The following is a 19189-nucleotide window of genomic DNA, read 5'->3' on the forward strand; positions in this document are numbered from 1 at the left end:
TGCTCTCGAAGGCGCTGCCTCAATACACCCCAACCCCATCCTTCGACAGCTTGGCCCTCAGCCACCCTCCGAACGCGTTGAGCACCGGATGCTCCGCCTTGGCGTGCTCGGAAACCAGATAATACGACCGCGGCGAGGGAATCGCGGTGTCGAACGGCTTGACCAGCCGGCCTTCGCTCAGCGCCCCGCGGCTGGTCAGTTCGTCGCCCAAGGCGATGCCTTGACCCGCAATTGCCGCCGAGAAGACAAGGTTCATGTCGGAAAAGAAGATACCGCCTTCGGGGTCGGGATTTTCCACCTTGGCCAGCGCCAGCCAGCGCGCCCAGTCCTCGGTGTCGCCGAGATGCAGGAGATTGGCGCGCAAGACATCTGCCGGCTTGGAGAAGCCGCCGACCTTGTTGAGCAGCGTCGGGCTGCAGAGCGGCGTGAAGGAGATATCGCAGAGCAGCTCCACCGCGCGGTTCGGCCAGTTGCCGACGCCGAAGGCGATGAAGGCGTCGGCTTCCGCGTTGCTGACGTCGTCGAGCCGGCGCGGCGTCAGTATATGCAGGGCGACGTCCGGATACATCTGCCGGAACTCCGCTATATGCGTGCAGAGGAAAAGCGAGGCGAAGCCCGGCGTGCAGGAGACCGCGAAGGAGCCGCCGACGCCGGCGCCGGCATTTTGCGCCACCGCATCGCCGAGCACGGTGAGCGCCTTGCGCACATCGGCGGCATAGCGTTGGCCGCGCGGGGTCAGCGACACGCCCTTGCCGATGCGCTCCAGGAGGTCGAAGCCGAGTTCGCGCTCGAGCAGCCTCAGCTGGTGCGAGACGGCGCTGCGGGTGAGGTGGAGTTCGTCGGCGGCGCGCCACACGCTGCCATGACGGGCGAAGCTGTCGAGGGCGCGCAGCGCCTGCGTGGAAGGTATTCGCAAGAGGCCTCAGGTGAACCGAATTTGCACGAGCCGGGAAAACATATCACTTTTTGACGAGCCGCTTCACTGCTTTCTTGGGCACATGGAGGAACCGGTGGCGACGTCCGCGCAGGAAACAGCACTCGCTTGCATCGACGGCATCCAGCCGCTCCTGTCGGTGTGGACCCGCAGCATTTTCGACTTTGGCGAGACCGCCTGGCGCGAATACGAGTCCGCCGCCTGGTATGTCGACCGCCTGAAGCGCGAGGGGTTTTCGGTCGAGGAAGGGTCCGGCGGCATGCCGACCGCCTTCTGCGCCCATTGGACCAATGGCGACGGCCCGACCATCGGCATGTATGCCGAATATGACGCCGTGCCCGGCAATTGCCAGGACGCGGCGACGGTGAGGCGGCCGCGTGCCGGCCTGGGCGTCGAAGCCGGGGGGCACACCGATCCGCATTCGGGCCTCGGCATCGGCAGCCTCGGCGGCCTGCTCGCCACCAAGGCGGCGATGCTCGAGCACGGCATCCCGGGCACCCTGCGATTCACCGGCGAGCCGGCCGAGAAGGTGAGGGGCTCGAAGCCGATCCATGCCGCCAAGGGCTATTATGACGGCCTTGCCGGGATGATCTCCTTCCACCCCTTCTACATGCTGCCGCTCTGCAACACGGCGCGCTGGGACACCCATTGCGGCGCGGCCTACGCGATGATCTACCGCTTTGTCTGCGACGAGCCGGAAAACTGGGCGCGCGCGGGCGATGGCACACCGATCCCGCAGGCGCATTCGGCGGTCAGGGCGCCCGGGGCCAACGATGCGCTAATGACCATGTACATGGCCTCCAAGGTGCTGCGCGATTCCATGCTGCCGCATCAGGGCGGCTGGTCGATCAGCGAGGCGATCCTGACCGCCGGACAGGCGACCGCCGACAATCTGCCGGCGGGACTGGCCGAGATCCAGTACATGATCCGGGTGCCGACCATTGCCATGGCCGAGCAGGTGACCGCCGTGCTCGACCGCAATGCGCAAGCCGCGGCGGAGATGAGCGGCTGCCGTTACGAGCGCCACTGGGTGTCGAAGTCGCGGCCGGGGCTGGCCAACCACGCCATGGCCGGCATCACCTATGACGCGCTCTCCACCGTCGGCCCCCCGCAATGGAGCGAAGAGGCCAGCGCCATCGCCCGCGAGATCCAGGTCAATGCCGGCGGCGAGGCGACCGAGAACCCATTCATCGACGAAATGGAGCGACTGATCACGCCGCAGGAGGCGGAAGCGATTCTGCGCCGCGAACTGCCGCCGTCGCAGGTGAACTCCACCTCCGACGATTACACCGACATGAGCTGGCATGCGCCGACCGCACGCTTCTATGTCGCCCGTCCGGCGCTGCGCTCGGCAAAAGGCCACGCCTGGCCCGGCTGGGTGATGAACGCGCTGGGCGGCATTCCCGCCACCATCGATCCGATGGTCGCCTGCGCCGCGAAGACGATCGCGCTCACCGCATTGCGTCTGCTCGAAGACAAGGCCGCGCGCGATGCCGCGATGGACGAGTTCGTCGCCCGAACCGGCGGCGGCGTCGGCGGCTCGAACTGGATCGCGCCGCTCTGCGACTATGATCCGCCGATCAATTTCCGCTGGCCGGAATATGTCACCACCGCGCGCGGGCGCGACTGGTGGATCCCGGCCGCCTCCACCGCATGACACGAACAACCTAACCTCGAGGAGAACCCCATGACCGTCCATGACCGCATCGTCGCCGAGCCGTTCTCGCTGCAGCGCCGCAACCCCGCCGGCGGCACCAAGCCGCTGACCGCCTGGGGCTTCGCCAACGAGACCGATGTGCTGACCGACGTGCTGCTCGGCTCGCCCAATTTCCTGCGCCATCTGTCGACCAGCTCGCTGTCGCGCAAACATCTGCGCGAGGCGCCCTGCAACATCCAGATCGCCCAGGCGCAGCACAAGGACCTCGTCGCCGCCTACGAGCATTTCGGCGTCAACATCCACTGGCACGAGCCGACGCCGGAACTGCCGATGCAGGTCTATTCGCGCGACTCCAGCGTCATGACGCCCTATGGCGCATTCATCACTGCGATGGCCAACTGGTGGCGGCGCGGCGAGAACTACGCCGCCATCCGTACCTATGAAAAGCTCGGCATCCCAATCTACGACATGGTCACCGCAGGCACTTTCGAGGGCGGCGACTTCAACGTCATCGAGGAGGGCGTGGTGCTGATCGGCTGCGGCGGCGCCCGCACCCAGGAAGAGGGCGCGCGCCAGGTGCAGGCCTGGTTCGACAAGGAAGGGTGGGAAACCCGCATCGCCTTCATCGACGAATATTATGTCCATATCGACCTCATGGTGGTGCCCATCGCCGAAAAGCTCACCGCCGTCTGCCTCGCCTGCACCGAGCCCGGCATCGTCGACTGGCTGAAGGGCAAGGGCCACGAGATCATCGACGTGCCCTTCCAGGACACGATGGCGCTCGGCTGCAACTTCATGGCGCTCGGCAAGGACAGGGTGATCGCGCCGACCTCCAGCAAGACGCTGATCGAGAAGCTCAAGGCGCGCGGCTTCGAGGTCGCGGCGATAGACATGAGCGAGATCTCCAAGACCGGCGGCGGCATTCACTGCATGGCGCAGGCGCTGAAGCGGGTGAAGGCGTAGGGCGTCTGTCGCCAGGCATTCGGCCGGCGCGGCATTCTGGCGGCGCGTGATTCCAGCCGAGGCGTTGTCCATTTTTCACGAGGATGGACAACGCAAGGGATCGGTTTTACGAGTCAGCGCAACCAGCGGAGATCTTCGCGCCCCCCGATGAACAAGATCGATACCCACGACAGCAAGGGCAGCGACGAGCGCTCGACCGCCACCAGCCTCTTGCGGCTCGGCACTCGCTTGAAACTCTCGCGGCAGACGCGCGGGCTGACCCTGAAGGCGCTCGCCGAGGCCGCCCATTGCTCCGAAAGCCTGCTGTCGAAGGTCGAGAACGGCAAGGTCTCGCCCTCGCTTCCGGTGCTCCACAGGCTCGTCGAGGTGCTCGGCACGAACATTGGCTGGATGTTCGAGGAATCCGACGGCGAGGAGGGCATTGTCTTCCGCGCCGGGGCGCGGCCCCTGATCACGCTCGATCCGCTCCGCCGCGGCCAGGGCATATCGCTCGAACGCGTGATTCCCTATTCGCCCGGCCATCTTCTCCAATGCAACATCCACCATATCGAGGCGGGCGGCGAGAGCGCCGGTCCGATCCAGCATGCCGGCGAGGAAGTCGGCTACTTGCTCGAAGGCTCGATCGAACTCATGATCGGCGAACGGACATTTCGCCTGTCCGCCGGGGATTCCTTCGTCTTCAATTCGGAGCTGCCTCACTGGTATCGCAACGTCGGCACCGCCCGCGCCAGCATTTTCTGGGTGAACACGCCGGCGACATTCTGATCTCTCCCCTTTCGTTCGCGAATCGCTAATTCAAGTCACTTGACAAGCATTCAAGCATCTTGAATGATGCCTGTGCGCTCAGGCGTCAGGTGAGCCCGATCAAGGGCCTTTTCCGAAATCAAGGGGAACCGGAATGCGTCTTACCAAGATTCTTTCAGGCTGCGCCGCAGCCATCGTCATGACCCTCGCCCTCGGCTCGGCTTCGGCCATGGCCGAGACCTATGCGCTCGTCACCATCAACCAGCAGGCACTGTTCTTCAATCAGATCAATGACGGTGCCACGGCCGCGGCGAAGGCCGCCGGAGTGGATCTCGTCATCTTCAACGCCAACAATGTGCCGAGCGCCCAGAACGATGCGATCGAAAACTACATCACCCAGAAGGTCGACGGCATCATTCTCGTCGCAATCGACGTCAATGGGGTGAAGCCGGCGATCACCGCGGCCAAGGCCGCCGGCATTCCCGTGATCGCCATCGACGCGCAAATCCCCGATGGTGACAACGTCGCCTTCGTCGGCGTCGACAACACCAAGGCCGGCGAGGACATCGGCAAGTTCTACGCCGACTACGTCAAGAACAACATGAACGGCAGCGCCAAGATCGGCGTCGTCGGGGCGCTCAATTCGTTCATCCAGAACCAGCGCCTCGATGGCTTCAAGAAGGCCGTTGCCGAAAGCGGCCAGAAGGTCACATTCCTCGACACGGTCGACGGTCAGAACGTCCAGGACGTCGCGTTGTCGGCTGCCGAGAACCTGATGACCGCCAATGCCGACATGACGACGCTTTACGCCACCGGCGAGCCGGCTCTGCTCGGCGCCGCGTCCGCCGTCACCAGCCAGGGCCGCACCGGCGACGTCAAGCTTTTCGGCTGGGACCTGACCAAATCGGCGGTGCAGGGCCTGGAAGAGGGCTGGGTGGTCGCCGTCGTCCAGCAGGATCCGGCCGGTGAGGGCAAGGCTGCGATCGAAGCCTTCGTCAAGCTCAAGAAGGGGGAAAAGATCGACCCGATCATCAATGTCCCGATCACCATCGTCACCAAGGAAAATGTCGGCCAGTTCAAGGACATGTTCAAGTAATCTCTCCCGAGACGGCCGGGCTGCGCATCGACCTGACGGTTGACTGCGCCGCCCGGCCACCGTTCACTTGAATACGACGGCCTGAACTGGAACCGTGATGAGCGATGGCGAGACCTACCGCGTCAGGATGACCGGCATTTCCAAACGATACGGCCCCATCCAGACGCTGGATGATGTCTCGCTGGCGCTGAAGCCCGGCGAGGTGCTCGGCCTGGTTGGCGACAATGGCGCCGGCAAATCCACCTTGAGCAAGGTTCTGTCCGGCGCGGTCATTCCGGATTCCGGCACGATCGAGATCGACGGCAAGGCGGTGTCCTTTTCCTCGCCGGCCGATGCCCGCGCGGCAAGGGTGGAGATGGTATATCAGGACCTGTCGCTCTGCGACACGGTGGACGTGGCCGGCAACCTCTTCCTCGGCCGCGAGCCGCGCCGCCGCGTCCTCGGCATTCCCTTTCTCGACGGCAGACGCATGCATGACGAGACGCGCCAGATGCTCGACCGGCTCGGCATCGTGATCGCCGACACCAGGCTCAAGGTCGAGAACCTGTCCGGCGGACAGCGCCAGTCGATCGCCATCGGCCGTGCCGCCTCCTTCGACCCATCGGTGCTGATCATGGACGAACCCACCGCCGCGCTCGCGGTGGCCGAGGTCGAGGCGGTGCTGGAATTGATCCGCGGTGTCAGCGCCCGCGGCGTCAGCGTCATCCTCGTCACCCATCGCCTGCAGGATCTGTTCCTGGTCTGCGATCGCATCCAGGTCATGTATGAGGGCCGCAACGTCGCCGAACGCAACATCGGCGACACCAGCATCGAGGAGGTCGTCAACCTGATTGTCGGCCGTAAATTCAACGCGCGTTCGGCGCGCGCCACTCGTGGCGAGGAAGCGCGGCCATGAACGTCACCTCGCAGTCGGCCGATATCGGCGCCTCGCCGCCCAAACGCGCCCACAAGAGCACGTGGCGCGACGTGGCGATCGCCAATGGCGGCGTCGTCTCGATCGCGCTGTTCTTCCTGGTCGTGTGTGTCGTCTTCTCGCTGGTCACCGGCTCTTTCCTGACCGCGCCCAACCTGCTCAACATCGTGCGCCAGTCCGCGCCCCTGCTGATCGTCGCGGCGGCCATGACCTTCGTCATCACCACGGGCGGCATCGATCTTTCGGTCGGCTCCGTGCTGGCCTTGACGGCGACGCTGTCGGCCGTCTTTCTGCAGGCAGGCCTGCCCTGGCCGCTGGTGGTGGTCGCCATGCTGGCGCTCGGCGCGGCGACCGGTGCCCTGCAAGGTTTCTTCATCGCCTATGAGCGCATACCGGCCTTCATCGTCACGCTTGCCGGTTTGTCCGTCATCCGCGGTGTGGCCTTGCTGATCACCGGCGGCTATTCGATCCCGGTCGAGCCGTCCAGCTTCTTCGTCAGCATCGGCAGGGCGTGGTTCATCGGCGTGCCGGTACCGGCGCTGCTCGCCCTCGTGGTGCTGGTCGTCGCCTATCTCGCCTTCAATCAGACGCCGTTCGGCCGCTATGTCACCGGTATCGGGGCCAACGCCGAGGCGGTTCGCCGCGCCGGCGTCGACACGCGCTTCGTGACGCTCTTCGTCTATATCCTCTCGGGCATGGCTGCGGCCGCGGCCGGCATCATTCTGGCGGCGCGGCTCGGCTCCGGCTCGTCCAACGCCGGTCAGGGCTTCGAGCTTGACGTCATCGCCGCAGTGGTGCTTGGCGGCACCAGCCTGTTCGGCGGGCGCGGCACGATCATCGGGACCGTGCTCGGCGCCTTGACCGTCGCCGTGATCGGCAATGGGTTGATCCTGGCGCATATGTCGCCCTTCCTCACGCCGATCGTTACCGGCACGATCATCCTCGTGGCCATCTGGCTGAATTTCCGCCTGTTCAAGGGCGCCGTGCGGGGCCGCTGACATGGATCATCTGTTCGACGACAAGCCCAGGGAACGGGCCCCGATCGGTGTCCGCTCCGGCACGGTGATGACCGTCACCGGCCCGCTTGCGGTCGCCGACATGGGCGTGACGCTGATGCACGAGCATATCCTGCTCGACGGCGCCACGTCGTGGAAATGCCCGTGCCACCCCGAGGAGAGGAAGATCGCCGAACACCCGGTCGGTATCGAGATCATCGGCGAATTGCGGATGAACCCATACATGAACCGAGACAACGTCTCGCTCGACGACAGCGACCTGGCGCTTTCGGAACTCGCCAAATACCGGGCGCTCGGCGGCCGCACCGTGGTGGACGCCACCAATATCGGCATCGGCCGCGACCCGGTTAGGCTGGCGCGCATCGCGCGCGCCTCGGAATTGCGCATCGTCATGGGCACGGGCTTTTATCTTGAGCACACGCATCCCAAATGGCTGAAGGCCATGGACGTCGACGATGTCACCGAATTCCTCGTCAACGATGTCGGCGGAGGATCGGAGCAGCCCGAGATCATGGCCGGCATCATCGGCGAGGTCGGCGTCAGCAAGGATTTCACCGAGGAGGAACGCAAGTCGCTGCGGGCTTCCGCCCGCGCCGCCAGGATCACCGGCGTGCCGCTGACCATCCATCTGCCTGGTTGGGAGCGGCTGGCGCATGAGGTGCTCGACGTGATCGAGGCGGAAGGCGCCGATCTGAGGCACACGGTGCTGTGCCACATGAACCCGAGCCACAACGATCTCGCCTACCAGAAGAGCCTCGCCGAGCGTGGCGCCTTCCTGGAATACGACATGATCGGCATGGATTTCTATTATGCCGATCAGGACGCGCAATCGCCCTCCGACGAGCAGAACGCGCAGGCGGTCCGGTCGCTGATCGACATGGGTCTGATCGACCGTATTCTTCTGTCGCAAGACGTCTTCCTCAAGATCATGCTGACCCGCTTCGGCGGGTTCGGCTACGGGTTCATCCTCAGGCACTTCGTGCCGAGACTGAAGCGCCATGGCGTCGAGCAGCCGGCGATCGACAGAATGCTCATCGACAATCCGAAGACCGTTTTCGCCGCGAGCCTGTGAGCCGCGACCAGTTCGACTCAGGGAGTAGACATGTCCAAAAAGAAAGTTCTTCTCGCAGGCGAATCCTGGGTCTCGACCGCGACCCACATCAAGGGCTTCGACCAGTTCCCGACCGTGACATACCACACCGGCGCCGATGAACTGCTGGCCGCGTTGAAGGACGGGCCGTTCGACGTCACCTTCATGCCCGCGCATGAGGCGCAACGGAATTTCCCCCAGACCATGGACGCGCTTTCCGCCTACGACGCGGTCGTGCTTTCCGACCTCGGCGCCAACACGCTGCTGCTCCACCCGGACACCTGGGTCCATTCCAGGCCGACCCCGAACCGGCTCCGCCTGTTGCGAGACTATGTCGGCAATGGCGGCGGCCTTCTGATGTTCGGCGGCTACTACAGTTTCCAGGGCATCAATGGCGGCGCACGCTACCACAAGACGCCCGTCGAGGATGTCCTGCCTGTCTCCTGCCTGACGGTGGACGACCGCGTCGAGGTGCCGGAGGGCTACGCTCCGGTGATCGTCGGCCCCGACAGCCATCCGATCCTCAGGGGGCTCGGCAAGGACTGGCCGATCCTGCTCGGCTTCAACGAGGTCAAGGTCAAGGACGGCGCGGAAGTGCTGGCCACCGTGTCTTCGGATTACGGCTCGCTGCCGCTGCTGGTGACCGGCACATACGGCAAGGGCCGCACAGTCGCCTGGACCTCGGATGTCGGCCCGCACTGGCTGCCGCCGGGCTTCGTCGCCTGGAATGGCTACAGGACGCTGTTCGAACAGATGCTGGGCTGGGCAACGGCCAGGGACTAGCCATGCGCGTCCATGTCGTCGGCAATGTCTGCATCGATACGACGTTTCGGCTGGACAGGTTTCCGCAACCGGGCGAGACACTGAACGCCTCCAGCCATGCCGACGGGCTGGGAGGCAAGGGCGCGAACCAGGCGGTGGCCGCCGCGCGCTGTGGAGCGGATGTTCGGTTCCGGGCCGCCATCGGCAACGATGCGGCCGGAGCGTGGATCAGCGAGCAGTTGAGCCGCTATCTCGACATCGGCTACCTGACGACGCTGCCGCTGCCCAGCGACCGTTCGACGATCATGGTCGAGCCGGGCGGTGAGAACCTCATCGTCACCGGGGCGAGCTGCGCGGCCGCTTTCGATCCCTTGGCCGAGGATGGCTTCCTGTCCTCGATCGAGCCCGGCGACATCGGGGTGATGCAGGGCAATCTTGGTGAGGATGCAACAGCCGCATGCCTGCGGGCGATGCGCGGGGCCGGGGCTGTGACGATCTTCAATCCCAGCCCGCTCGCGGCCGGTCACGCGCCGCCTCTCGATAGCGTCAGCCTGGTTGTGATCAACACAGTCGAGGCCGCGCAGCTGACCGGATACAGCGATCCCGCCATGGCGGCTCGCGAATTGATCCGCAAGGGTGCCGCCGGCGCGATCGTGACCCTTGGCGCATCCGGCTGCCTGGTCGCTGACGGCGAGGCGAGGATCGAGATGCTGGCGGCTCCCAAAGTGGCCGTCGCAGACACCAGCGGCGCCGGCGACGTTTTTTGCGGCTGCCTGGCCGGCTGCCTGGCATGCGGCATGGATCTGGCGGCGGCGGCGCGCATCGCCGTCCGCGCCGCTGCCATCTCCGTCGGGCGCCCAGGCACGCTCGGGTCCTGCCCCACCAGGCAGGAGATGAAAATGCTCATGGAAACGGGTCAGGTTCAAAACGCATGACACAACAACCGGTTGGTCGCAAACCCATTGGTCCCAAGCCCGTCGGCCGTGCCGCGCATGACGTGCTGCAATCGATCTTCGGCCGGCGCAAGGTGGTGATCGGCGTCGTCCATCTGGCACCATTGCCGGGTGCTCCGCGCTATGATGGCGAGGCGGTCGAGGCCATCTACAAACGCGGCCTCGACGACGCGCGCGCCTATCTCGAGGGCGGTTGCGACGGCGTGATCGTCGAGAACCATGGCGATGTGCCGTTTGCCAAGCCGGACGACGTCGGGCCGGAAACCGCCGCCTACATGTCCGTCGTCTCGGATCGCATCCGCCGTGAGCTCGGCCGGCCGATCGGCATCAACGTGCTCGCCAACGCCGCCATTCCCGCGCTGTCGATCGCCAGCGCCTCGGGCGCATCCTTCATTCGCGTCAACCAATGGGCCAACGCCTACGTCGCCAATGAAGGTTTTGTCGAGGGGGAAGCGGCGCGCGCCATGCGCTTCCGCGCCAGGCTCCGCGCCAACGGCATTCGCATCTTCGCCGACGCGCATGTCAAACATGGTGCGCACGCCATAGTCGGTGACCGGCCGATCGAGGAACAGGTGAAGGATCTGGCCTTCTTCGATGCCGACGCGGTGATCGCCACCGGCCAGCGCACCGGCCACGCCGCCGACCTCGGCTATATCAGCATGATCAAGGAAGCAGCCGGATTGCCGACCCTGGTCGGCAGTGGCGTGACGCTCGAAAACGTCAACGACATCCTCGATATCGTCGACGGCGTCATCGTCGCCAGTTCGCTGAAACATGACGGCGTCTGGTGGAACCAGGTCGATCCTCAGCGGGTGATAGCCTTCATCGGTGGCCTGAAGCGGTGACCTTGGTGCCGGAGATCGATGGCCAGCGTCTGCTCGGGCGGCTCGATGCCTTCGCCCGGATCGGAGCGACACCGGCCGGTGGCGTCAACCGGCAGGCGTTCAGCGTCGAGGACCGCAAGGCGCGGCGCCTGCTGACCGAACTGGCGCTCGAGCGCGGCTTCACCGTCTTTCAGGACGGGATGGCGAATCTCTTCGTCCGCCGGGAGGGTTCGGACCCCGCGCTTCCCCCGCTGCTGATCGGCAGCCATCTCGACAGCCAGCCGACGGGCGGGCGCTTCGATGGGGCGCTCGGCACGCTTTCCGCATTCGAGGCGCTCGAGGCGGTGGCGGACGCGAAGCTCGAGACCACAATGCCGATCGAGGTCGTCGCCTGGGCCAATGAAGAGGGCAGCCGGTTCGCGCCCGGCGTCATGGGCTCCATGGCATTTGCCGGCGCCGACGTTTCGGGCTGGGATTCAATCGTCGGCAGTGACGGCGCATCCCTTGCGAGGGAGCTCCAGGCGACCATTGCCGCCTTGCCCGAGGCAAGGCTTCGTCCGATCGGCATGCCGATATCGGGATATATCGAGCTCCACATCGAACAAGGGCCATCGCTGGAAAAGGAGGGGCTGCCGATCGGTGTCGTCACCGCGGTCCAGGGCACACGTTGGCTGGAAGTCGCCATCGAGGGAGCCGCCGGCCACGCCGGGACGACCGGCCTTGCCTATCGCCGGGATCCGATGGTTGCCGCCGCCGCGGCGATGCACAGGCTGCAGCAAACGATCATGCCGCTCGACACTAGCGCGCGGCTCACTGTGGGACGCATCGCCGCCAGTCCGGGATCGATCAATGCCATACCTCAGGACGTGGTCTTCACCGTCGACCTGCGCCATCCAGAGCCGGAGCGGCTGGATGCCATCGAGGCCGAGGTGCGCCGGGTCTGTACGGCCGAGGCCGAGGCGCAGCACTGCGTGACGAGGATCGCACGTTCCTTCGACATGCCGGGAGCCGCGTTTTCCTCAGACATGGTCAAGATCATACAGCAAGCCGCCAACGCTCTGCAGTTGCCGCACCGGCAGATGATTTCGGGTGCCTTCCATGACGCGCTGTTCCTCGCCCGGGTGGCGCCGGCCGCGATGATCTTCGTGCCATGCCGCGACGGCCTGAGCCACAACGAAGCCGAATATGTCGAGCCCGCCCACGCAATCGACGGCGCGCGGCTGCTGTTGCTGGCCGCCGTCATGGCGGCGTCGCCCGGCGCTCCGCACCGGTGAGCCTTCCAAGCACCCGCTGAAGCCTCGGTCCCCTGAGGGATGGAAATATTGCGTCGTGCGCCGGCAAATTGCCGGCGTCTGCGGACCTCGGCAAGCCCGCCTGCAACTGCCACCAGGCTGGAAATGCCGGATCCCGCCGCCCGCCGAAACTTGCGCCCCGCCTAACATGAGCGCACACTAAAATTCCCGGAGGAGGGCTCATCAACAAGAATTGGGAGGAAAATCATGAATGCCATGAGCTTCACTGCCCTTGACGGCGGCAAGACGACGGTCGCTGCCGCCGCCCTGGAAACGCTTTCGACGCAAATACGCGGCACGGTGCTGCGGGAAGGTGATGCCGCCTATGACGGCGCACGCAGCATCTGGAACGGGATGATCGACCGGCGGCCGAGTCTGATCGTGTGCTGCGTCGGCGCCTCCGATGTCGTTACAGCGGTGAATTTCGCCCGCGAAAACGGGCTGCTCGTCTCCGTGCGCGGCGGCGGCCACAACATCGCCGGCACCGCTATCTGCGATGGCGGCATGGTGATCGATCTGTCGCTGATGAAGTCGGTGCGGGTCGATGTCGGGGGGCAGCGGGCCTGGGTCGGACCCGGCGCCACGCTTGCCGACGTCGACCGGGAAACACAGGCCTTCGGTCTGGCGGTGCCGACCGGCATCAACTCGACCACCGGTATTGCCGGCCTGACGCTGGGCGGCGGCTTCGGCTGGATCACCCGCAAATACGGGCTGACCATCGACAATCTCGTTTCGGCGGACGTGGTGACTGCCGACGGCAGGCTGCTGCGCGCCAGCGAGAGCGAGAACGCGGACCTGTTCTGGGCGCTGCGCGGCGGCGGCGGCAATTTCGGCGTCGTCACGGCGTTCGAGTTCCAACTCCACCGTTTCCAACCACAGGTATTGTCCGGTCTCGTCGTCCATCCCTTCGCCGACGCCGGCAACGTGCTTCGCGAATATCGCGCGGCGCTCGAAGACGCACCCGACGAACTGACCTGCTGGGTGGTCATGCGGCAAGCACCGCCGCTGCCGTTCCTGCCGGCCGAATGGCACGGCAAAGAGGTGCTGGTGCTGGCCATGTGCTATTGCGGCGACATCGAGGCCGGTGAAACGGCGACCCGAAGGCTTCGGACCATCGGCCGGCCGATCGCCGACGTCGTCGGTCCCAATCCGTTCACCGGCTGGCAGCAGGCCTTCGATCCGCTGCTTGCGCCCGGCGCCCGCAACTACTGGAAGAGCCATGACTTCACGGAGCTTTCCGACAGCGCGGCCGAGGTCGCCACGGAAGCGATATCGCGGCTTCCGGGTCCCGAATGCGAGATATTCTTCGGCCATGTCGGCGGTGCGGCGAGGCGCGTCAAGGCGGATGCAACGGCGTTTCCGCAGCGCAGCTCGCATTTCGTGATGAACGTCCACGCCCGCTGGCGCGAACCGGAAATGGACAGGGCCTGCATCGAGTGGGCGCGCGGCATCTATGAAGCCTCGAAGCCCTATGCCGCCGGGACGGCCTATGTGAACTTCATGCCGGAGGACGAGGTCGACCGCATCGAAGCGGCCTATGGCGGCAATTATCGCCGACTGCTCGAGATCAAGCAGCGCTACGATCCGCAGAACCTGTTCCGCATGAACCAGAACCTGCGTCCGAAGGAAAGCCTGCGAGCGGCCTGACGGCAGCACCAGTCCGGGACGGCGCGGGGTGTGCGCCGTACCGGCTTATGAGGAATGCTGCTGCGTCTCAGCCTGAGCGTCCGAATGCGGGACGCCCATAGCCTTGCGCCTGGAGCGCGCGTCGAGCCGTTCCTGCAGGTGTCCGTTGAGCACGATCATCTCCTTCAGCGCCCTCATCGCGTCGCCCTTATGCTCCGCGATGAAGGCTTCAGCGAGCGCCTGGAGCGCGGCTTCCTGGCGGCTGTCGACGATGTGGTCCATGGCGGTTTCCTTGGCTTGCACCGTCATGTGAACAAAAAGGGAACAAAAATGTCGAGAACGAATTGACTCCACGAGGAAGGCGTTCCTATTTTGTCAGCAGATGGGGCGGTTGCTCGGGATTGGGAGAGCCGCATTGGGCAGACGGAAAAGCCGCTTCGACAAATTGTTCCAGTCGGATGCGGAGGCAATCATTCGCGACGCGCTGGAACTGCGCGAGACGGTGCTGGCGGCGCAGCTTCACCTCAAGGCCAATGGCGAAATCTATTGGCGTCTCAACGGGTTGGTGGACAGGCTGCACGAGGTGATGGCCGCGGTGGCGGGCCAGGAACCCGATTTCCGCGCCGCCTGGCTCGGCCTGTTGCCGCTGCCCGAGGATTATTCAGACCGGACATGAGAAATGGCCGGACCCATGGACAGCGTCGGCCGGGCGGCCAAGGCCAACATGCTGCTCATCGTCGAATGCCGCCACTGCTACCATGTCGGCCGCTTCAAGGCCAACGACGTGGCCAAGGTGGTCGGCTGGAACAAGCCGCTCGAAGTGATCCGCTTCCGCTGCAAGCGCTGCGGCCGCAAGGACACCGAGATCAAGACCCAGTTCATCGACCAGGATCACCCGCCCAAGGGCTACATCTGGGTGCTGCAGAAGGCGAGGGGATAATCGCAAGATGCCTTCCAACTGCGTATCGATCGCTCAAGACGCGGGCTATTTTGAGGATCTCCAAGAACAAGGCGCTGTGTCCGATAGCCCTACAGCAAGTCGCGCAAAACTGTGCCGCGGTTTTGCGAAAACAACATGCATCAAAAAGCGCGTCGCCTGGATCCGTTTCAGCGCGACGCGCTTTAAGAGTTCAAGGCTTGGTTTGCCGCATTCGGGATCGACGGCGTCCCCGGCCGAACCTACAGTGGCGACCCTCGACACCCTCGAGCCTGCCCGGAGCCGCCCCATGGACAGCCGCCTCGACCGCATGATCGCCCGCCTCACCACCCAGCGTCGGGCGCTGGAGCGGGCGGCTGAGGAGATACGGGGCCTGCCCGGCCCGGTGCTGGAGATCGGCCTGGGCAAGGGCCGCACCTACAGCCATCTGCGCAAGCTGTTCCCGGACCGCCGGATCATCGCCTTCGACCGCGACCTGCACGCCCCGGCCGAAGCGGCGCCGGCCAGTGCCGACCTTGTGCTGGGCGAGTTCCGCGAAACGCTGTCCGCCTTGTCCGGCTGCGCGCCCGCGGTCCTGGCCCATGCCGATTTCGGCAGCGAGGACCGCACCCGCGACGCCGCCCAGGCCGGCTGGCTGGCGGCGCTGATCGATGGGTTGATGGCACCGGGCGGCCTGGTGGTCAGCGACCGGGCGATGCAGTCGCCGCGCTGGACCGCCTTGCCCTTCGACACGCCGGACTGGTCGTATTTCCTCTGGCGCGTGAACTAGTCCAGTTTCCGCGCGGCTTCGCCGGCCGGGCGGCTAAGGCCAACATGCTGCTCATCGTCGAATGCGGCCACTGCTACCGTCGACCAGGATCACCCGCCCAAGGGCTATATCTGGGTGCTGCAGAAGGCGAGGGGGTAGGGGCAGTCTTGCACTGCAGGTGGCCCAAGAGCATATGGAAAGTCGGAATAGTCGACGCTATTGGTGAGAAATGGAGACCTCCGACAAAGTCACGCTCAACGACAACGAGAAGCGGCTATTTGCAAAGTTCGGATTAATGGTGCTCCTGGCCGTTGCTGTATTTGGCTACAGCAAATGGTCTCGCTCTGCCATGGAGTCTCGCGTCTACCCAAAGTCTGATCTTGCAGCAGCCCTGGCCTATGTGGACTCTCTCCCCCAGACGTCAGCGCCGACACTCTTCTCCACCAACAACCGAGATATCCGGTTCCATGGCAATTCCAAACTGGCCTGGCGCGCCCTGATCGAGTTTCAATCAAGGCAGGCTGTCGACTATCCTACAGGGCCGCCGAGCTTTGGCTCGAGCATCCACGTCATCATCATGCCCGGCTTCCTGCAGCAACCCATCATAAGGCAACAGCAACTGGCAGCAGAGATGGCCAGCAATGGGGTGGCCAACGCAATAGTGAGAACCGGAAATTCCGACGGCTGCATGGCTGGAAAGGACACCTCTTTTGGCTGGACAGAAACAGGCTTCGTGCTGGTGGACCCCAGCTTCGGGAAAATGTCGGATGCTCAGGTAGTGGACTGCATCGTTGGCGGATTGAGCTTTGTTAACGGCCTGCCAGTTCGCGCAGGTACCTTTTCCATCAAAGACATTCCTGCTGCTGCCGTTAGCGCAGTAATTCTGGATTACGTCATGCGATGCGCCTATGACGGCGAAACTGAAAGTGAGCCTGCCGGCCGATCAAGGGCAGGCATCACCACTCGGCCATCCTTAAAATGCATCCACGACAGGATCCGCACTGCCTTGGAAGGCAAGTCGAGCTGAGGCCAAAATCCCTTAGGGCATCGCCCCGACGATTTCCTGCCCATACTCCCTAAAACAACGACCCTTGCGCCGGCGGCTCGGCCGGAAACTTGATCTGCGTCGCCGGCTTTTTCACGATCACCAGCGCGTCGTCCGGCGCCGGTCGCTGCAGCTTCTTCGCCTCCGACCATGGCGCAGTCAGCCACAACTCAGTCTCCTCCGACGTGGTCAGGATTACCGGCATCGCCTTCTCGTGGATCGGCGCGATCAGCGCGTTGGGTTTTGTCGTCAGGAAGCCGTAGAGCTCGTGGTCGCCCGGGCCCTCCTTCACCTTGCGCACGCCGTGCCAGGGCGTCCACAGGCCGGCGAAGAAGAACAGCGGTCGGTCTTCACGCAACGCAAACCAGAAATTCTTCTGCACGCCGGTTTCGGGATCCTTGTCGCCCGGCGTCGGCGAGGGCTCGGCGAAGCTCGTCACCGGCACCACGCAGCGGTTCTCGATGCCGAGAAAAGGCAGCCAGTGGGCATATTGCGGGTTGCGGATGTTCGTGGTGCCGGAATCGGCGTTGCCGCGCACGCGATCGGCCGGCGTCGGCATGCCCCAGCGCAGCCTTGCGAGCTCGCGGCTGCCGTCGGCGGCATTGCGCACCACGGGCGCTGCCTGATTGGGATAGATGTCGAGCGAAGGCTCGAGGTTGCCCGAAATGTCGCGCAGCGCACGTGTCCACTGGCGGATCGCCTGCTGGCTGGTGGTGATGTTGTAGAGATTGCACATGCGGCGGCGTTTCTCCGGCTGCCGACTGTTTCCCGCATTTGCCGGGAAAGCGCCAGAGCCAATGGCGGCTGCCTGCCCGGTGCAGGACCGCGCCGAACAGCAGCGCGGCGCGCGTCAGGCCGGCTGGTGTGACGGCGGCTCGCCTCGGCAGCCCCAGCCCGACCTGCAGCGTGAAAGCCTCCGGCACGCCGATCGTGCTGGTGACGTCGAGGCCGGCACCGTCATCGCCAAGCGTGCGCCAAAATGAGAGACTGGGCGGAACATTCGGTAAAGGCCGAACTGCCGTGTCGGATGGGCAGATTTGATGAAGGACGGGTGGCCGTGACGCGCCGGGCGGCCCGGCAGCCTGGGGGGGTATTGGGTTGGCAGCCGGGCCTGACCGGAGTTTGCGAGCCTGCCGGCTCATGCGAACATGCGCTTGCGCTCATGTGAGGGCAAGAACGACCTAGGCCCTAGGACCAAAGCAGCAGGCGGGGCGCAAATGGCCGAGCCCGGCCAGTTGCCGAGCGCCTTCTGGCACCCTGGAACTCGCGCATCCCCCGGTTGACCCTGCGCGGCCCACGTGAACGTGTCGCCTCGGTGCGCGTTGATCCCCGGCCGCCGCCTTGAAGCAGCGGGTCCCGGCAAGTGGCTGGTCCACTGCCACATCGCGCACCACACCACGAACAACCATGTCGAAGAGAAGGGCGGCGGCGGGCTGATGGTGCTCATCGACGTCAGCAGACGAGGACCGGAACTTCCGGCCTCCGTTGGACGGGCAGCGGATTGCTTAACTTAAAAACCGAAGAACTGCCTGCCGACGAGATAGCACAGCGCCCCGACCGCCAGCGGGAACAGCGCGGGTGCGACTTTGCCGAGCAGCGACGGTTTTATGCCTGTGCCTGGCTCATGTGGCTTGGCGTTGCCGAGGTTCTTGGTCATGGGCTGTTGCCGCAACTTGTTGCCGCTTAACCCATAATATTAGAAATCGCTGATTAATTTTCTGACAATTCCGACCGCGCAATTGCGCCGATCGGTGCGCGGGAGGCTGGAACATTCCTCTACAACCGGAGTTTGATATGCGGTTCGGCTCTCTGTCGCCGGGCTGGCCAGGTCCGCTGGTCAGGGTCGGCGCACCAGTAACGTGGAGACGTCGCGATGACCCACTATCCGCATAGCACGGCCAGCATCGGCGGCCACCCGATCCATCCGATGCTGATCCCTTTTCCGATCGCCTTTTTTGTGGCGACTTTCGTTTGCGACCTGATTTTCTGGCGGACGGGCAACCCTGGCTGGATCGTCGCCACGCTCTGGCTTCTCGGGGCGGGCCTGATCATGGCGGCCCTGGCCGCTCTTGCCGGGCTGACCGATGTGCTGGGCGACGACCAGGTCCGCAACCTGCGGGATGCATGGCTTCACGCCGGCGGCAATGTGCTTGTCGTGCTCATTGAACTCTACAATTGGTATTCGCGATACTCCACCGGCGAGGCGGCCGTGGTTCCGGTTGGCCTCACGCTGTCCCTGATCGTCGTCCTTATCCTCCTGTTCACCGGATGGAAGGGCTGGGGCATGGTCTACCGCCATCATGTCGGTGTCGCCGACGATCCGGGCGGATCGCGCTGAAGGCCGCCGTGCCAGCCCGTGAGCGCCGCGGCGATCATCGCTGCGAACCATTTCGTGGGACGAAAATGGCCATCAAAAGCGTTGTCTGACAAGACAATGCTCGAGGCGCGGCGTTCGCGACTGGTGCGTGGCGCCACCGCATGACCCGGTTCTCGGAACCGCCGCATGGCCGATCGAGAAGGCCATGTGCCAGGTCGAGTATTGCAGCATCAGCCGCGCGCACGAAGCAGCGCGCGGCACCGCACTGAGCG

The 19189-nt window shown here is 64.7% G+C and carries 23 protein-coding genes; 19 read left to right on the plus strand and 4 right to left on the minus strand.

Features of this window, described 5'->3' with window-relative positions; all coding sequences use genetic code 11:
* Nucleotides 1-19: 19 nt before the first annotated feature.
* Nucleotides 20-916 carry a LysR substrate-binding domain-containing protein gene (locus EN818_RS10435; RefSeq protein WP_095808770.1) on the minus strand — a complete coding sequence of 299 codons (897 nt, stop codon included), beginning with the start codon at nucleotides 914-916 and terminating at the stop codon, nucleotides 20-22.
* Nucleotides 917-998: 82 nt separating this feature from the next.
* On the opposite strand from EN818_RS10435, the gene EN818_RS10440 reads away from it, so the two are divergent.
* The 12 genes from EN818_RS10440 (at nucleotide 999) to EN818_RS10495 (ending at nucleotide 13891) form a co-directional block, all read left to right on the plus strand.
* A complete protein-coding gene (locus tag EN818_RS10440; RefSeq protein ID WP_129552862.1) occupies nucleotides 999-2591 on the plus strand; it encodes an amidohydrolase in 1593 nt (530 codons plus the stop codon).
* Nucleotides 2592-2621: 30 nt separating this feature from the next.
* Entirely contained in the window at nucleotides 2622-3554 is a 933-nt protein-coding gene (locus tag EN818_RS10445; RefSeq protein WP_095808771.1) for a dimethylarginine dimethylaminohydrolase family protein, read from the plus strand.
* Between the two features lie 147 nt (nucleotides 3555-3701).
* Entirely contained in the window at nucleotides 3702-4319 is a 618-nt protein-coding gene (locus EN818_RS10450; protein ID WP_095808772.1) for a cupin domain-containing protein, read from the plus strand.
* A gap of 133 nt (nucleotides 4320-4452) precedes the next feature.
* On the plus strand, nucleotides 4453-5394 hold the full coding sequence (locus tag EN818_RS10455) for a substrate-binding domain-containing protein (protein WP_095808773.1): 942 nt from the start codon (nucleotides 4453-4455) through the stop codon (nucleotides 5392-5394).
* A gap of 97 nt (nucleotides 5395-5491) precedes the next feature.
* Nucleotides 5492-6289 (plus strand): ATP-binding cassette domain-containing protein, encoded by a 798-nt coding sequence (locus tag EN818_RS10460; protein WP_095808774.1) that lies wholly within the window; start codon nucleotides 5492-5494, stop codon nucleotides 6287-6289.
* On the plus strand, nucleotides 6286-7305 hold the full coding sequence (locus EN818_RS10465; protein WP_095808775.1) for an ABC transporter permease: 1020 nt from the start codon (nucleotides 6286-6288) through the stop codon (nucleotides 7303-7305). Before EN818_RS10460 ends, EN818_RS10465 begins: the two co-directional genes overlap by 4 nt.
* A 1-nt stretch (nucleotide 7306) precedes the next feature.
* Entirely contained in the window at nucleotides 7307-8395 is a 1089-nt protein-coding gene (locus EN818_RS10470; RefSeq protein WP_095808776.1) for a phosphotriesterase, read from the plus strand.
* Between the two features lie 30 nt (nucleotides 8396-8425).
* Complete coding sequence (locus EN818_RS10475) at nucleotides 8426-9196, plus strand: glutamine amidotransferase (RefSeq protein WP_095808777.1); 771 nt, start codon at nucleotides 8426-8428, stop codon at nucleotides 9194-9196.
* 2 nt (nucleotides 9197-9198) lie between these two features.
* Nucleotides 9199-10110: a ribokinase gene (locus EN818_RS10480; RefSeq protein ID WP_095808778.1), complete on the plus strand. Its 912-nt coding sequence runs from the start codon at nucleotides 9199-9201 to the stop codon at nucleotides 10108-10110.
* Nucleotides 10107-10973 (plus strand): BtpA/SgcQ family protein, encoded by an 867-nt coding sequence (locus tag EN818_RS10485; protein ID WP_095808779.1) that lies wholly within the window; start codon nucleotides 10107-10109, stop codon nucleotides 10971-10973. The genes EN818_RS10480 and EN818_RS10485 overlap by 4 nt, the downstream gene beginning before the upstream one ends.
* Complete coding sequence (locus tag EN818_RS10490; protein WP_095808780.1) at nucleotides 10970-12226, plus strand: Zn-dependent hydrolase; 1257 nt, start codon at nucleotides 10970-10972, stop codon at nucleotides 12224-12226. Before EN818_RS10485 ends, EN818_RS10490 begins: the two co-directional genes overlap by 4 nt.
* 225 nt (nucleotides 12227-12451) lie before the next feature.
* Entirely contained in the window at nucleotides 12452-13891 is a 1440-nt protein-coding gene (locus tag EN818_RS10495; protein ID WP_095808781.1) for an FAD-binding oxidoreductase, read from the plus strand.
* A 45-nt stretch (nucleotides 13892-13936) separates the two neighbouring features.
* Here the strand turns inward: EN818_RS10495 and EN818_RS10500 are convergent, their stop codons facing one another.
* A complete protein-coding gene (locus tag EN818_RS10500; protein ID WP_095808821.1) occupies nucleotides 13937-14152 on the minus strand; it encodes a hypothetical protein in 216 nt (71 codons plus the stop codon).
* 133 nt (nucleotides 14153-14285) lie between these two features.
* On the opposite strand from EN818_RS10500, the gene EN818_RS10505 reads away from it, so the two are divergent.
* The 4 genes from EN818_RS10505 to EN818_RS10520 all read left to right on the plus strand — a co-directional run bounded on the left by EN818_RS10505 (nucleotide 14286) and on the right by EN818_RS10520 (nucleotide 16582).
* Complete coding sequence (locus EN818_RS10505; RefSeq protein ID WP_095808782.1) at nucleotides 14286-14546, plus strand: hypothetical protein; 261 nt, start codon at nucleotides 14286-14288, stop codon at nucleotides 14544-14546.
* Between the two features lie 3 nt (nucleotides 14547-14549).
* Entirely contained in the window at nucleotides 14550-14810 is a 261-nt protein-coding gene (locus tag EN818_RS10510) for a hypothetical protein (protein ID WP_129552860.1), read from the plus strand.
* Between the two features lie 286 nt (nucleotides 14811-15096).
* Nucleotides 15097-15576 (plus strand): class I SAM-dependent methyltransferase, encoded by a 480-nt coding sequence (locus EN818_RS10515; RefSeq protein ID WP_095808784.1) that lies wholly within the window; start codon nucleotides 15097-15099, stop codon nucleotides 15574-15576.
* Nucleotides 15577-15784: 208 nt separating this feature from the next.
* The gene (locus tag EN818_RS10520; protein WP_095808785.1) at nucleotides 15785-16582 is read left to right on the plus strand and encodes a hypothetical protein; all 798 of its coding nucleotides are present in this window, start codon (nucleotides 15785-15787) and stop codon (nucleotides 16580-16582) included.
* A gap of 49 nt (nucleotides 16583-16631) precedes the next feature.
* Here the strand turns inward: EN818_RS10520 and EN818_RS10525 are convergent, their stop codons facing one another.
* Nucleotides 16632-17336: an SOS response-associated peptidase gene (locus EN818_RS10525; protein ID WP_095808786.1), complete on the minus strand. Its 705-nt coding sequence runs from the start codon at nucleotides 17334-17336 to the stop codon at nucleotides 16632-16634.
* On the opposite strand from EN818_RS10525, the gene EN818_RS10530 reads away from it, so the two are divergent.
* Nucleotides 17335-17583, plus strand: coding sequence for a hypothetical protein (locus EN818_RS10530; RefSeq protein ID WP_129552859.1), 249 nt, complete (start codon nucleotides 17335-17337; stop codon nucleotides 17581-17583). The two genes, EN818_RS10525 and EN818_RS10530, sit on opposite strands and share 2 nt — an antisense overlap.
* Before the next feature lie 315 nt (nucleotides 17584-17898).
* Nucleotides 17899-18114 (plus strand): multicopper oxidase domain-containing protein, encoded by a 216-nt coding sequence (locus tag EN818_RS10535; protein ID WP_280952475.1) that lies wholly within the window; start codon nucleotides 17899-17901, stop codon nucleotides 18112-18114.
* Here EN818_RS10535 and EN818_RS32635 read toward each other — a convergent pair.
* Nucleotides 18111-18257: a hypothetical protein gene (locus EN818_RS32635; protein WP_095808822.1), complete on the minus strand. Its 147-nt coding sequence runs from the start codon at nucleotides 18255-18257 to the stop codon at nucleotides 18111-18113. The two genes, EN818_RS10535 and EN818_RS32635, sit on opposite strands and share 4 nt — an antisense overlap.
* 216 nt (nucleotides 18258-18473) lie before the next feature.
* Between EN818_RS32635 and EN818_RS10540 the strand changes: the two genes are divergently transcribed.
* Nucleotides 18474-18938: a DUF2231 domain-containing protein gene (locus EN818_RS10540; protein ID WP_095808789.1), complete on the plus strand. Its 465-nt coding sequence runs from the start codon at nucleotides 18474-18476 to the stop codon at nucleotides 18936-18938.
* Nucleotides 18939-19189 lie beyond the last annotated feature (251 nt).

It is taken from the genome of Mesorhizobium sp. M3A.F.Ca.ET.175.01.1.1, assembly GCF_004791945.1.
Lineage (GTDB): Bacteria > Pseudomonadota > Alphaproteobacteria > Rhizobiales > Rhizobiaceae > Mesorhizobium.

Coding starts and splice junctions, on each gene's coding strand:
- EN818_RS10440 (WP_129552862.1), top strand. CDS start 999: ATGGAGGAACCGGTGGCGACGTCCGCGCAGGAAACAGCACTCGCTTGC.
- EN818_RS10445 (WP_095808771.1), top strand. CDS start 2,622: ATGACCGTCCATGACCGCATCGTCGCCGAGCCGTTCTCGCTGCAGCGC.
- EN818_RS10450 (WP_095808772.1), top strand. CDS start 3,702: ATGAACAAGATCGATACCCACGACAGCAAGGGCAGCGACGAGCGCTCG.
- EN818_RS10455 (WP_095808773.1), top strand. CDS start 4,453: ATGCGTCTTACCAAGATTCTTTCAGGCTGCGCCGCAGCCATCGTCATG.
- EN818_RS10460 (WP_095808774.1), top strand. CDS start 5,492: ATGAGCGATGGCGAGACCTACCGCGTCAGGATGACCGGCATTTCCAAA.
- EN818_RS10465 (WP_095808775.1), top strand. CDS start 6,286: ATGAACGTCACCTCGCAGTCGGCCGATATCGGCGCCTCGCCGCCCAAA.
- EN818_RS10470 (WP_095808776.1), top strand. CDS start 7,307: ATGGATCATCTGTTCGACGACAAGCCCAGGGAACGGGCCCCGATCGGT.
- EN818_RS10475 (WP_095808777.1), top strand. CDS start 8,426: ATGTCCAAAAAGAAAGTTCTTCTCGCAGGCGAATCCTGGGTCTCGACC.
- EN818_RS10480 (WP_095808778.1), top strand. CDS start 9,199: ATGCGCGTCCATGTCGTCGGCAATGTCTGCATCGATACGACGTTTCGG.
- EN818_RS10485 (WP_095808779.1), top strand. CDS start 10,107: ATGACACAACAACCGGTTGGTCGCAAACCCATTGGTCCCAAGCCCGTC.
- EN818_RS10495 (WP_095808781.1), top strand. CDS start 12,452: ATGAATGCCATGAGCTTCACTGCCCTTGACGGCGGCAAGACGACGGTC.
- EN818_RS10500 (WP_095808821.1), bottom strand. CDS start 14,152: ATGGACCACATCGTCGACAGCCGCCAGGAAGCCGCGCTCCAGGCGCTC.
- EN818_RS10510 (WP_129552860.1), top strand. CDS start 14,550: ATGGCCGGACCCATGGACAGCGTCGGCCGGGCGGCCAAGGCCAACATG.
- EN818_RS10515 (WP_095808784.1), top strand. CDS start 15,097: ATGGACAGCCGCCTCGACCGCATGATCGCCCGCCTCACCACCCAGCGT.
- EN818_RS10520 (WP_095808785.1), top strand. CDS start 15,785: ATGGAGACCTCCGACAAAGTCACGCTCAACGACAACGAGAAGCGGCTA.
- EN818_RS10530 (WP_129552859.1), top strand. CDS start 17,335: ATGCGGCGGCGTTTCTCCGGCTGCCGACTGTTTCCCGCATTTGCCGGG.
- EN818_RS10525 (WP_095808786.1), bottom strand. CDS start 17,336: ATGTGCAATCTCTACAACATCACCACCAGCCAGCAGGCGATCCGCCAG.
- EN818_RS32635 (WP_095808822.1), bottom strand. CDS start 18,257: ATGACCAAGAACCTCGGCAACGCCAAGCCACATGAGCCAGGCACAGGC.
- EN818_RS10540 (WP_095808789.1), top strand. CDS start 18,474: ATGACCCACTATCCGCATAGCACGGCCAGCATCGGCGGCCACCCGATC.